The organism is Actinomadura sp. NPDC047616 (assembly GCF_040642915.1).
GTDB lineage: Bacteria > Actinomycetota > Actinomycetes > Streptosporangiales > Streptosporangiaceae > Spirillospora > Spirillospora miaoliensis.
On sequence record NZ_JBEYTB010000001.1, the window covers coordinates 220,241 to 232,717 of the forward strand.

Sequence of the window (12,477 nt, forward strand, 5' to 3'; positions counted from 1 at the left end):
GGGTCCGGCCAGCAGGGTCCGGCCAGCAGGGTCCGGCCAGCAGGGTCCGGCCAGCAGGGTCCGGCCAGCAGGGTCCGGCCAGCAGGGTCCGGCCAGCAGGGTCCGGCCAGGGTAACGACAGAGCGAGGAGGTCAGGATGAACACTCTCTCCCCGGCCAGAAGTGCCCCAGTCGATGTCGCGGGCAGAACTGCGGACGAGCACAACCGGGACTTGATGTCCGCAGGAGCGCTCTATTCTGTCCCCATGGAGCTTGACCGGGTCGCGCTGCTCACCGACCCTGATGCTTTGCCCCGTGACCGGGAGGAGATTCCGGATGACACGCTGATCAACCTCAGTGTGTGGGCGGCACTCCAGGGCGTTAAGAAGGCGACCGTTGACTCCAACCGGGTCCGGTCAGAGGCGAGGCGTCGCGCGGGCGAGCCCAAGCCTGGGGACATGCCGCCATGTGATCGCACGATCAACAAGTCACCGATGTGGCGGATGTCTACCTATCGCGCGTGGGCAGCGTCGAGGCCGGGGAAGGGCGCTGGTGCAGGTCGCCCGAAGGGCACGCGCAAGCGGATCGGGCCTAGAAAGGTGGCCCTTCCTGTGGAGTGTCCTCACTGCGGGCACAAGATCACGAGCGCGGATCTGAGAGAAGGCAACTGACCGGAGGGGTCCCCGGCTCCCCTCGCGCATGGACCGGGAACCCCTCGGCCAGATGCTCCAGCAGCCGTGTGGGCTGCTGGCGGCCCCGAGACGTGCGGCCGCTGTCCGTCAGACGCCGTTCTCCGCTCGGGGCTGGTCAGTGACAAGCTCGGCGCGGGCCTGCCATGTGGGCGGTACGGGTCGGCCGAGCCTGATTTCCCGCTCGATGAGCGCCAGGTCCCGCAAGTCGTAGTACACCGTTCGGCCGACGACTCCCCAGCGGCGCGCCCCGTAACGGCTGGCCCATGAGCGGATGGTGGCTGGGGCGCGTTTGAAGTGGCGCGCGGCTTGAGCGACGGTCGTGACGTGTCCAGGGTGCGGGGGCAGGTCAACTCCTTCGAGGGTGTCCGTGGGCACAGCTCTCCCACTGCCCCTTATGTTGCACAGGCGCAACAAGTAGTGCAAGGCGAAGATGATCGGAGGGCTACCGCAGCACCGCGAGGCCGACTGCCGGGTCGCCCAGCCAAACCCACTGAGAGGTCGGAGTGACCGTCACTCCGAGCTGATCAGCGCGGGGGCGACCAAGGTCTTCCCAACGCCCCCAAGCGCTCATGACCTCGCGCCAGAGTCGTCGTGGTCCGCCTTGCCGAACCTTCGGAGCGATCCCAGCCGGGCGCGTCACCGAGGCCCATGAACCGTCGGGAGAGGTGAGCCAGACCGCATGCGTGTGCGGATCGCCATCGTGGAGGACGAAGCGGCGAACTCCTGGCAGCAGGAGGCCCACGGTGAAGGCGGCATCGTCGCTGGGCCCCAAAGCGCACGGGCAGCCCGGCTCGGCCGGCAACGTGCCGAATGGCAGCGAGGCGAACAGGCCCGACGCCGTGCCATCCGGCTTCACCGCGAGCGTCACGCGGACCGCCGGGTGGTAGCCAGTCCAGATCGGCACCTCGACACGACCGCCAGCCTGAGTTCGCTCGACCCATGAGTAATCCACGACTGGCACCGGACGGTGGATGACGGTCCGGTCGAACAGTGAGCGAGGCTTGCCAAATGGCATGGCCGCATCGTCGCACATCACCACCCACTCGTGCGTGCGGCAAGGGCTAGGGAGCCTTGCAGCGAGAGCGAAGCTCGTGTAGGCGCTGCGTCCAGCAGGCCCATAGGCGCGCCGCGAACACCATTCGACAGTTTCCCCGCGCGGCCGTCTCTACAGCGGCCGCCAGCCTAAGTCCACCCGGTTACGCGGAGGAAGCACCTGCCATGCGCCGAGCTGACCGCGCAGGGGTCTTCCATGCCGTTGCGACGAGTGTCACGCTAAGAGTGGCCCTTGAAACGACGCATCCGAAGCCATAGGCGGGTGTGGATGACGAAGAAGTACTTTCAGGAAGCCCTCACCACTCTTGTCGCAGCGATCATCATCGCGGGACCGCTCTCCTACTTCAGCTACCGCCTGTGGGTCTGGCTCTGGACAGACGCCGCGCCTAGTGGGAGCACCGTTGTGTTCCTGGATCCCTACGGGCCGTTCAGCGGATGGCTCGACGTCTGGTTCTGGTCTTCTCTGCTCGTCTATGTGGGTCTGCTCCCACGCGCGCTACTCGACGTGCGCAGAAGACGCGGTCGGCCCGCGCCCGGCGGGGTCATCTCCTTTCGCGGCCGGGACGGTGATCTGAAGCTTCTGCGCACCGCAGAGACGTGGCTTCGCCAGAATGCCGAAGCGCTGACGGCAGCCAGGCGGCAGGCGGAGGAGGAGGAGAAAGACGCCGCTCGTGGGACTGAACCGCGCCGTACCGTCGATGAGCTACGCCAGGCGCTGCATCCGCCGTGCCCTCGCTGCGGAACGCCCGTTGAGGACTACAAGTTCAAGCCGAATGGGTGGGTGCTACTGAAGTTCAGTCCGTGCCACTGTCGCATGATCTTGAACAGCCGACGCAAGAGGTAGCCGCTGAGGATGCCGGCCGTTGACTCGCTCTTCCCTAGCTCGCGGGAAGGGCCGCCAGCTTCGGTTGGGGGCCGCGGTGGCCCGGCCGCGTCGGGACGGTTGGGCCACCGGGTGCTGTCATCACGAGTTCCCAGGCGCCGCTACGCGCCGCTTAGGCCGCTCCGCGGCGGGAGCGCCTGATCATGTCGCGTCGCTCGCGAGCGGTGTATCCGCCCCAGATCCCCGACCTCTCGTCGTTGGCGAGAGCCTGGTTGAGGCACGCCTGCCGGTGATCACAGCTGGCGCAGAGGCTCTTTGCTTCGCGGATCATCTTCTCCACCTTGTCGGGGTCGTAGATGCGTGCGTCGCCATAGGTCCCGTCGTCGGAAAAGAACAGGTCGGGGTCGTCGGTGCACGGTAGAGCCAGGGGTTCGTCGTTGCTCATGGTGAAGCCTCTCCGAGGGAGGGGCGTGGCCCACGGCGTTGTCCGCGTAGGGCCACGCCCACGCGTTTGCTACTGGCAGGTGTGGTCGCCGTGTCGGCTCGGCTCGGCGGGCAGATCTTCGAGGCAGGCCAGGCAGTACCAGGTGAGTGCGACAGGGTCGTACAGGCTCTGGCAGCGGCCGGTGATCTGCTCTCGCTGACGCAGGGTGAGGGGGATGTGGGGGCCTGGTGTAGAGGCGATGGGCGCCAGGTTGACGAGGGGGATCCCCGCGAAGCGGGGGCAGCTGGGCATGGCAAGACGCACAGTTCTGCTCATTGGTTCTCCGTGGCAGTCGAGCTTGATGAGGCGGTCACGCGCAGGCGTGCGGGGGCGCCTGCGCGTGGTTGACGGTCAGAGGACCTGGATGTTGAGCGCCAGATCGACGGCGATCGGACTCATGGCCTGCGCGTAGCGGATGTAGGGCTCGCGCTCGTCGGGCGTCAGGTACGCCGTGAGGGCGGTGCGGACGTCCTCGTCTCCGACCATGACATCGGTGGCGCCGTCCGGGGTGGTGAGGACGTACTCCTTGGTGCCAGCCCAGTAGGCCAGGCTCAGGGTCTTGATCTCCATTGCAAACCTATCGGCTTGTTGTGCTGACATAAATAACACTATGAGACCTGCCCATGCTTGCCAATAGCCAAGACAAAGAATCCGGGTCACCGCCAACTTTGTCCCACTAGTTGACAAGACCTAGGCAGTCACTTAATCTTGACTATGTCAGCACAACAACCCGAAGGTATAAGGTGTGTCCGCATCCGCATCCCGTGACGCGCTACTGGCTGCGGCCAACGCCTTTCGGGCAGGGGACATCTCCGCCCGAGATGCGCTGGCCACCGCGGTCAGCCTCAGCCCTCTCCGCGGCTCGATGGCCCTCGAATGGTTTGCCGAGCTGGTTCACAGCCTGGACCTGGCCGACGCCGCTGCGGTGGATCCGACGCAGTCGGACAGGGTGACCGACGCTCTCCTACACCTGGTCCCCGCGTAGCGGGTTTCCCGACTCCGCTGCTCGCCCCATCCCCGCCCGGGGCGAGCAGCGGGCCTCGCCCAGAAAGGACCCCAACACCATGGCGATCACGACCGTCGTCGAGGCTCACGCGGTCAGCGCGCTGGAACGCTTCCTACTGCCCCGCGACAAGCCTGCGAGCAGCGAAGACGCGCGGGATGCGCTGGGCATCCTTGCCGAAGCCGCCTATAAAAAGCTCCAGGCCGGGCCACGCAACAAGGACATCGCGGACCGCTGGGCGCGCCACGTAGTGCTCTCACAGGTAGCCCGAGCCCTATACGGAGACGACTACAACGCGCTGCTGGCGGACCTGTCCGAAGCACTCGGAATCGCGACGGCCCACCTGGACCGCGCATGGTTCGAGCAGTACCGCGACGCCCCTCTCACCGATGACCAGTGGGACGACATCCGGCCGCATCTTCGCCGTTACGCCGAGGAGATCGCCGACACCTGGGTGAACGAGCGTTTCGCCGACGAAGTGCTGGAACAAGCCCACATTCCTCCTTCGAGCGACAGCGAGGACACGGCGGCCGACGATGAGGAAGCCACCGAGGAGCCAGCACCAGACGGGGCGGAAGAGGAATTCGACGGAGCCGACCAGCACGAGCCGGAGCCGGAGCCGGATAGCGCTGACGAGGATCAAGAGAACCAGGAGAACGAAGAGGAAACGAGCGAGGAAGAGGCCGACGAACCGAACCCCACGCCCGCCGAGGAAGAGGACAACGTTGACCTCCCCCCGGATGGGGAGGAGGTGGACGAACCTCCGACCGACGAGGAACCGGACATTCCTCCGGAGGAGTAACCGACCGCAACCCGTGGGCGGCGGTTGACTGGTCAGCTCCCCTCTACCTGTCACCGCCGTCCACCCCCGCAATCCGCGCCGCGATGCGCCGCGGCGAGATCGCCGCGATCCTGTCGCCCGCGGCCGGCAACCGCCTACCTGAAGACTGCCTCTTCGCCGCCGACAACTCGGTGTACGGCGGCTCCTACCCTGGCGACGAGCCGTACCTGCGGTGGCTGGAGCGGTTGGCCCCGCACGCCGACCGAGCCCTATGGGTCACGGCCCCGGATGTCGTCGGGGACCACCTGGCGACGTTCGCCCGTTCCCGGCGGATGCTGGCAGACATCCGGGCCATGGGCTTCCCGGCCGCGTTCTGCGCACAGAATGGCATGGAATGGGACCACTCGGCGGACCTGTGGGATTCCTTCGACGTGTTGTTCTTGGCGGGCACCACGGCTTGGAAGATGAGCCCGGCCGCCGCCGAGCTGGTACGCATCGCCCTGGACCACGGCAAGTCTGTCCACGTCGGCCGCGTCAACTCCCTCAGTCGGATGAGGTACGCCGAGTACTTGGGCGCGAGCACTGCTGACGGCACCTACCTGACCTACGGGCCGGACCAGCTCCTGCCCACCGTCCTCGACTGGGTGCGCGAACTGCGCCAACAACCGGCGCTGTTCCACTACGCGCAGCCCACCCAAGGGTAGGCCGCAGCCATCGTCGCTCGGGCCGAGCAGGTCACTGCCGGGTAGACCGAGACGTCACGGCCCAGGTGGTCCCGCGCGCGCGTTTTGGCCGTGAGACCGGTCTCAGGGCCGTGTTTCCCTCACCGTCGGACCCCGAGCCCGTGTGAGCATCCCGCCCTGTGAGACGGGCGTTGGTGCCGTCTCGGACACTCACTGACAGGACAGTGCCCAGCGCTGGAGGGGGCGGCCCTCACGGTGCCGAGCTCGCCGAACGCATCACTCAGCAGAGACACCTCTGGGCCGAGGGCCACGACGCCCAGCCGACCATCACCCTGTAAACCCGCGGACACTCCGGACGAGCAGATGATTGATGGGCTGATCAACGACAAGCGCGACAGCCGCATGGTCTTCACATGGTGATTGTGGTGTCAGTGGGCACGGCACGCTAGGCCGCATAAAGACGGGCGAACTCTGTGTGATATGCCGACGCTCACTCACAGTTCCCCTCGTTTCCACGCCTCGAATTCTGCCTCGATGGCAGCGGCATCTGGGCGCCGGATGGGGTTGGAGTCGATCCATGCACGGATGAGGTCGGCGCCCTGTCGGACGGTGTCGGTGTCGACTTTGCCGTGGACGTGGAAGTAGGTGATGAGCGCGCCGGCGGTCGGGTCGTCGAAGTCACAGTTCGGGCAGAGCAGGACCTCGGTGGTGCCGTGGACCCAGTGGCCGTCGCTGCGTTGGATCGGGTACGGCATTCGAGCAGTGAGTAGCACCTGGTCTCCGCACCGCGGGCAGGGGGGCATGTCGCTGGTCAGGTTGACCTCGACAGGCCGGTTCTCCAGGTGCGGAGAGTTGCCGTTCTCCTCCGACTCCGGGATCACTGGGTCACAGATCCGGCGCCGAACAGCGACTTGAGGTCGCCGAAGAGTGCCGAGGAGGGTTGGACCTGGAAGTACTCCAAGTTGATCAGCAGGCCCTTGCGGCCTCCGTAACGCCGCAGCTGGAGGTGGACAGGCGCGTCGCCGGGGTGCGCTTTGAGAATGCGCTTGAGCTCCTCGGTTGTCTGGGGGTTGATCCTGTCTTCTACGACCGTGATGACCACGGGCGGCTCGCTGCCGGTTGCTGCCGCGATGTCGAGGAGTTCTGCCTCCTTGGCGTGCAGGGAGATGCTTCCCTCGCGGTTTTCGATGCGCCCGAGCACGGACATGACGACGTCTTGTGCGAGCATCGGCGCGTAAAGCTGGTAGACCTGGGGGAAGAACAGCACTTCGACGCTGGCGTCGAGGTCTTCGAGTTTGACGATCGCCCAGGTCTTTCCTTGCTTGGTGACCTTTCGGTCGAGTCCGGAGACGATGCCGGAGATCCTGGCCATACCTTCGCGGCCGCCTTGCAGGATGTCTCCGATGGTGCAGTCGCGGTTGCGTTCCAGGATGCGTTCGGCGCCGTCGAGGGGGTGGGAGCTGACGTAGAGGCCGAGCATTTCCCGTTCGAACTGCAGGAGGGTGGCCTTGTCCCATTCGTCGTCGGGGATGGAGACGGCGATCGATCCGCCTGTCGGGTCGTCGTCGTCCAGGCCGCCGAACAGGGAGTCTTGGCCGTGGGCGGCGTTGCGCTTCTCGTCGATGACCGCGTCGACGGCCTGCTCGTGGACCAGCAGCAGGCTTTTACGCTTGTGGCCGAGGCTGTCGAATGCTCCCGCCTTGATCAGCGATTCGATGGCGCGCTTGTTGCACACCGGCATCGGGACCTTGGAGAGGAAGTCGTTGAAGTCGGTATAGGCGCCCTTCTCCTTGCGGGCTTGGATGATCCCGGCGACGACGTTCTCTCCGACGTTGCGGATCGCCTCCAGGCCGAACCGCACGTCGTCGCCGACCGCGGCGAACTGTTCGACTGATGCGTTGACGTCGGGAGGGAGGACCTTGATGCCCATCCGGCGGGCCTCGCCCAGGTATACCGCCATGCGGTCTTTGTTGTCGCCGACGGAGGTGAGCAGTGCCGCCATGTACTCGGCCGGGTAGTTGGCCTTCATGTAGGCGGTCCAGTACGACACCATTCCGTACCCGGCGGTGTGTGACTTGTTGAAGCCGTACTGGGAGAAGGGCACGAGGACGTCCCAGACCGCCTGGGCGGCTTCCAGGGAGTAGCCGTTCTTCTGCATGCCTTCGGAGAAGATGGCCCACTGGCGGTCCATCTCCTCCTTCTTCTTCTTGCCCATCGCCCGCCGCAGCAGGTCCGCGCCGCCCAGGGTGTACCCGGCGAGTTGCTGCGCGATCGCCATGACCTGCTCCTGGTAGACCACCAGGTGGTAGGTGTTGCCCAGGATCGGCTCCAGCGCGTCCTTCAGGTCGGGGTGGATCGGGGTGATCTCCTGTTGCCCGGCCTTGCGGAGCGCGTAGTTGACGTGGGCGTTGGCGCCCATCGGCCCGGGGCGTCCCAGCGCCAGGACGGCGGAGACGTCCTCGAACCGGGTGGGGGCCATCAGCTTGGTCAGGTCCCGCATCATGGACGAGTCGAGCTGGAAGACGCCGAGGGTGTGCCCTTCCCGCAGCAGCTGGTAGGTCTTGTCGTCATCCATAGGGATCTCGGTCAACTGAATGTCGATCCCGCGGTTGGCCTTCACGTTGTGGATCGAGTCGCCCAGGATCGTCAGGTTCCGCAGCCCGAGGAAGTCCATCTTCAACGCGCCCAGCTCCTCACAGGAGGGGCCGTCGAACCCGGTGATGATCGCGCCATCGTCGGGCCGCTGGTGAATGGGCATCACGTCGATGAGCGGCTCGGATGACAGGATGACGCCCGCGGCGTGCACACCGGTGCCGCGGGTCAGGCCCTCGATGCCTAGAGCCGTGTCCATGACCCGCTTGACGTCGGCGTCATCGCTGTAGAGCTGCCGCAGCTCGGTAGCCTCGGGATAGCGGGGGTGCTTGTCGTCGAAGACCGCCGACAGCGGGATCTCCTTGCCGGCGGCCGCGGGCGGGAACGCCTTGGTGATCCGGTCACCAAGCGCGAACGGCAGCCCGTGGATGCGGCAGGCGTCCTTCACCGCAGCCTTGGACTTGATCGACATGTAGGTGATGATCAGGCTGACGTTCTCACGGCCGTACTTGTCGGTGACGTACCGGATCATCTGGTCGCGCTGGCGGTCGTCGAAGTCCAGGTCGACATCGGGCATGGACACGCGCTCGGGGTTGAGGAACCGCTCGAAGATCAGCCCGTGCTCGATGGGGTCCAGGTCGGTGATGTCGGTGACGTAGGCGACCATCGATCCGGTCGCCGATCCTCGACCGGGGCCGAGCCAGATTCCGTTGGCCTTGGCGTAGCGGCAGATGTCGGAGACGACCAGGAAGTAGCCGGGGAACCCCATGTCGTCGATGACTTTGAGTTCGTAGTCGATCCGCTCGATCACCTCGGCGGGCACGGGGTCTCCGAACCGCCGGACCGCCCCGGCGTAGGCTTCCTTACGCAGCCAGGACGACTCGGTCTCGCCTTCAGGGATGGGGTACTTGGCGGCCAGGTCGCGGCGGGAGAAGACTTCGTCGTAGGGCTCGACCATCTCGGCGACCAGCAGCGTGTTGCGGCACCCGTCCTGCCAGACGTCCGAGCCGTCGATCGCGCGCATCTCCTCGGCCGTCTTCAGGTAGTAGCCCGAGCCGCCGAACCGGAACCGGTCGGGGTCGGTCAGCAACGCCTGGGTCCCGACGCACAGCAGCGCGTCGTGGGCTTCGGCCTGGTCCTCGGTGACGTAGTGGGAGTCGTTGGTGACCAGCGGCGGGATGCCCAGTCGCTTGCTGATCTCCAGCAGGTCGTCACGGACGCGCTTCTCCAGCGGGAGCCCGTGGTCCATCAGCTCAAGGAAGTAGTGGTCCTTGCCGAAGATGTCCTGGTACTTGGCGGCGGTCTTGAGTGCTTCGTCGAACTGGCCGAGCCGTAGCCGGGTCTGCACCGCGCCGGACGGGCAGCCGGTGGTGGCGATGATGCCCTCGCCGTGCTCGGCCATCAGCTCGTCGTCCATGCGCGGCCACTTGCGGTAGTGGCCTTCCAGGCTGGCCAGTGAAGCGATCTTGAACAGGTTCCGCAGTCCCTGGGCGTTGCGGGCCCACATCGTCTTGTGCAGGTAGGACCCGTTCGCCGAGACGTCGCCGCCTTCACCGGTCGCCTCGTTGGTCTTCTTCTGGTGCGGCTCGCCCCACAGGATGGGCTTCTTGACGAAGCGGGACTCGGGGGCGACGTAGGCTTCGATGCCGATGATCGGCTTGATGTCAGTCTTCTTCGCGGCCTTGTAGAACTCGTACGACCCGAACACGTTGCCGTGGTCGCTCATCGCGACGGCCGGCATCTTCAAGCTGGCGGCGCGTTCGATCAGCGGGGAGATCTTGGCGGCGCCGTCCAGCATGGAGTACTCGGTGTGAACATGCAGGTGAACGTACGAGTCTGCCACGCTGCCCCTCCCCTTGAACCACTGGCGACTCACAAACGATAGTGCGTCGCAGGAGGCTGATACGGCGTCTCCACGGGCCCGGCACCGACGATCACGCACGGTACTGCCTGCATGGCAAGGCTTGGAGCGTTCTCGAGTTCGTGGCAGTGATAGCACGTTGACCGGGGAACATGGCGAGGCGCCCCGCCGCTCGTCCCTGGGCCGCCCGGAGCGGCGGGGACGTGCGGCGGGGCGCCTCAAGTACGCCGCGACACGTGCGTCATGTCACGCAGGGGCGCGGCAGGGGTGGGTGTCAGGCGCTGGTGCTGAGGGTGGCCGTGGCCTCGTGCCGGAGCGCGTAGTTGTCCTGCATGCCCTTGTCGCAGGGCGTCTCGGGGACGATCAGTCCCTGCTCGGTGGCGGCCATGAACGCCTCCACCTCGTTGTCGTCCAGGCCGAAGCCCAGACCGGGGGCCTCCAGCCTCAGGCTGGTGGCCGCTTTCTCACTGGGTTGCGTCACGGGTTTCTCCTTCCCTTTCGTGGGGGTGTGGCCCGGTGGGGATCACCGGACGGATTGGGCGACCGCGATCACCGCGAACTGGCCGCGTTCCAGCGGCACGACCGACGAGGTGAGCCAGCCCGGTGCGGCCAGGTGCGCGCCGGGGACGGGGCGGACCATGACCTGCCGTCCCCAGGGCAGGCCCGGCATCGCGGTCATGGCGCTGCCTGCGCGCGGGTCGGCCAGCGACAACGCGCCGGACTCCGAATGGGCCGGGGCCGGGCTGGTGGCCAAAAAGCACCAGCCGATGAAGTCGCTGCCGTGGCCGGCTGCGGGTTCGTCGTAGCCGTGCCGCCACACCTGCACCTCGACGTGGGCGCCGGTGATCGCGGGCGGGTCGTTGGGGTCCTGCGCGGCGGCAAGCGCGGTGAACGAGGCCAGGAACTCGTCCGCGAGCCGATCCGGGTCGTCCAGGACCTGCCGGAGGTCCAGCGTTTCGCGCGCGGGCCCGGCGGCGCCGATGCCCGAGAGGCCGGGGCCGATGATGTCGTCGATCGGCAGCTTGTCGATCGTGATGGGAGTTCCCCAGTAGCGGGTGACAGTTCCCGCTCCGAGCTCGGGTTCGGCGAGGGTCATGACATCCCCGTCCAAATCTCGTGGTAGGCGACGTTCCAGGCGATGGCGATGCGCAGGTTGCTGTCGGAGGCGGTCGCCCGTACCGAGTGCGGCTGCCATCCGGGGAAGGCGATCATCCGTCCGGGGACGGGCTTGAACCTCTCCACTCCGGGCGACGCCTGGCGGCCGACGGCTGCGGGCCTGGGGTCGAGCATCTGGAGGTATCCGGCTTCGTCGGCGTCGTCGCCGGTGTCGGCGGCGACGTACAGGACGCCGGACCAGACGGAGTCGTGGTGGGTGTGGGGGCGCAGGCTCCCTCCCGACCGGTACACCACCGCCCACGCCTCGGCCTTGACGCCGTGGCTGTTGATCTCCGCGGCCGCCTCACCCAGGGTGTCGTTGGTCAGCGCCGTGGCGGCGGCCATGATTTGGGTCTTCAGCCAGCCGATCGAGGGGTGGTCCCAGGTCAGCATCGTCTGGGACGACTTGATGGCGTCGATGCCGCCGAAGTTCGCCGCCTGGGTGTCGGTCTTCTCCGCCTCCAGGATCAGCTCGCGCAGGAGGGGAAGGTGCTCGTCTGCGCCCGGGCAGTCGGCCTGGTAGATCGGGGTCCGCCACATCTGAAGCACGCGCCGTTGCGGCGGAGGCGAAAGCGTGGTCGCCTCGTTGACGGTTTGCGTCACGGTGGCTCCTCCTCGGGGTGTTCAGGTGAGGTGTTCGGCGATTCGTTCGGCTATGCGTGCACCGGCTGGGGTGAGGTGCTGGGCGCGGTCGAGGCAGCCGGCCCCGTAGGCGGTCAGGTGCGCGACGCGTTCGGCCGTGCGTCCGGCCGGGATGTCGCCGCAAGCTCGGTAGAGGCGGATCAGGACTGCGGCGACGTGGGCGGCGCCCAGGGCCTCGGCCGGGCTGCGGTTGGTGGTGCCGGATGGCAGCGTGACCGGCGGTGCGTCGGTGTCGTCCAGCCGCCACAGTTCTTGCATCAGGTAGAGCCATTGGTGCGCGGTTTCGTGGAGGATCTGCTCGCGTAGTTCGGCGTCGCTGGTGAACGCGGCGTCGGCGAGAAGGACATGCTGGGGCCAGTCCCGCGAGGAGGCGGAGATTGCGCCACGGGAGGGCGTGAGCCGGGCGTATCGGATGGGGAGCTTCAGCAGCGGCTCCCATGTCGGGATCAACGCGCTGGCCGCGGCCAGCTGTCGCTTGACCTCGGCCTGGCGTGAGGGAGTCAGCGGTGCCGCAGGCATAGGCGCGGAGCTACGCAGCAGATGAACTGCCGACGGCCACAGCCACGCCTCCGCACGCCGCCCGGCGTGATGACCCGCATGGACGGCCTCGGCGTGGCGGACGGCGGCGACCCCGGCCAGCAGCCGCCGATGATGGAATCCGTCGTCCAGGAACGGCACGCCGTTCATCAGCGCCACCGGATCGGCCAGGTGCTCGGCGGTCAAAGACCCC

General features: G+C 66.9%; 14 protein-coding genes. 4 read left to right on the plus strand and 10 right to left on the minus strand.

What is annotated here, in order from left to right; translation table 11 throughout:
• The first annotated feature begins 136 nt into the window (after positions 1–136).
• Positions 137–649 carry a hypothetical protein gene (locus ABZ801_RS01120; RefSeq protein WP_360691073.1) on the plus strand — a complete coding sequence of 171 codons (513 nt, stop codon included), beginning with the start codon at positions 137–139 and terminating at the stop codon, positions 647–649.
• Positions 650–1,112: 463 nt separating this feature from the next.
• On the opposite strand, the gene ABZ801_RS01125 is transcribed toward ABZ801_RS01120, so the two are convergent.
• Complete coding sequence (locus ABZ801_RS01125) at positions 1,113–1,685, minus strand: hypothetical protein (protein ID WP_360691076.1); 573 nt, start codon at positions 1,683–1,685, stop codon at positions 1,113–1,115.
• A gap of 306 nt (positions 1,686–1,991) precedes the next feature.
• Between ABZ801_RS01125 and ABZ801_RS01130 the strand changes: the two genes are divergently transcribed.
• Positions 1,992–2,567 (plus strand): hypothetical protein, encoded by a 576-nt coding sequence (locus ABZ801_RS01130; RefSeq protein ID WP_360691079.1) that lies wholly within the window; start codon positions 1,992–1,994, stop codon positions 2,565–2,567.
• A gap of 151 nt (positions 2,568–2,718) precedes the next feature.
• Here ABZ801_RS01130 and ABZ801_RS01135 read toward each other — a convergent pair whose 3' ends face one another.
• The 3 genes from ABZ801_RS01135 to ABZ801_RS01145 form a co-directional block, all read right to left on the minus strand.
• Positions 2,719–2,991 (minus strand): WhiB family transcriptional regulator, encoded by a 273-nt coding sequence (locus ABZ801_RS01135; protein ID WP_360691081.1) that lies wholly within the window; start codon positions 2,989–2,991, stop codon positions 2,719–2,721.
• A gap of 69 nt (positions 2,992–3,060) precedes the next feature.
• Positions 3,061–3,306, minus strand: a complete 246-nt coding sequence (locus ABZ801_RS01140) for a hypothetical protein (RefSeq protein WP_360691084.1) — start codon at positions 3,304–3,306, stop codon at positions 3,061–3,063.
• 75 nt (positions 3,307–3,381) lie between these two features.
• Positions 3,382–3,600: a hypothetical protein gene (locus ABZ801_RS01145; protein ID WP_360691087.1), complete on the minus strand. Its 219-nt coding sequence runs from the start codon at positions 3,598–3,600 to the stop codon at positions 3,382–3,384.
• Positions 3,601–4,094: 494 nt separating this feature from the next.
• Here ABZ801_RS01145 and ABZ801_RS01150 point away from each other — a divergent pair, with 494 nt between their 5' ends.
• A complete protein-coding gene (locus ABZ801_RS01150) occupies positions 4,095–4,835 on the plus strand; it encodes a hypothetical protein (RefSeq protein WP_360691090.1) in 741 nt (246 codons plus the stop codon).
• Positions 4,836–4,918: 83 nt separating this feature from the next.
• Positions 4,919–5,518, plus strand: a complete 600-nt coding sequence (locus ABZ801_RS01155) for a hypothetical protein (protein ID WP_360691093.1) — start codon at positions 4,919–4,921, stop codon at positions 5,516–5,518.
• 473 nt (positions 5,519–5,991) lie between these two features.
• On the opposite strand, the gene ABZ801_RS01160 is transcribed toward ABZ801_RS01155, so the two are convergent.
• The 6 genes from ABZ801_RS01160 to ABZ801_RS01185 form a co-directional block, all read right to left on the minus strand.
• Positions 5,992–6,300 carry a DUF6300 family protein gene (locus tag ABZ801_RS01160; protein ID WP_360692667.1) on the minus strand — a complete coding sequence of 103 codons (309 nt, stop codon included), beginning with the start codon at positions 6,298–6,300 and terminating at the stop codon, positions 5,992–5,994.
• Between the two features lie 74 nt (positions 6,301–6,374).
• A complete protein-coding gene (gene dnaE, locus ABZ801_RS01165) occupies positions 6,375–9,932 on the minus strand; it encodes a DNA polymerase III subunit alpha (protein ID WP_360691096.1) in 3,558 nt (1,185 codons plus the stop codon).
• Positions 9,933–10,224: 292 nt separating this feature from the next.
• The gene (locus ABZ801_RS01170) at positions 10,225–10,431 is read right to left on the minus strand and encodes a hypothetical protein (protein ID WP_360691101.1); all 207 of its coding nucleotides are present in this window, start codon (positions 10,429–10,431) and stop codon (positions 10,225–10,227) included.
• A 42-nt stretch (positions 10,432–10,473) separates the two neighbouring features.
• On the minus strand, positions 10,474–11,046 hold the full coding sequence (locus ABZ801_RS01175) for a hypothetical protein (protein WP_360691104.1): 573 nt from the start codon (positions 11,044–11,046) through the stop codon (positions 10,474–10,476).
• Positions 11,043–11,708, minus strand: a complete 666-nt coding sequence (locus tag ABZ801_RS01180) for a TIGR02466 family protein (RefSeq protein WP_360691107.1) — start codon at positions 11,706–11,708, stop codon at positions 11,043–11,045. The genes ABZ801_RS01175 and ABZ801_RS01180 overlap by 4 nt, the downstream gene beginning before the upstream one ends.
• A 21-nt stretch (positions 11,709–11,729) precedes the next feature.
• Positions 11,730–12,470, minus strand: a complete 741-nt coding sequence (locus ABZ801_RS01185) for an HEXXH motif-containing putative peptide modification protein (RefSeq protein WP_360691110.1) — start codon at positions 12,468–12,470, stop codon at positions 11,730–11,732.
• Positions 12,471–12,477 lie beyond the last annotated feature (7 nt).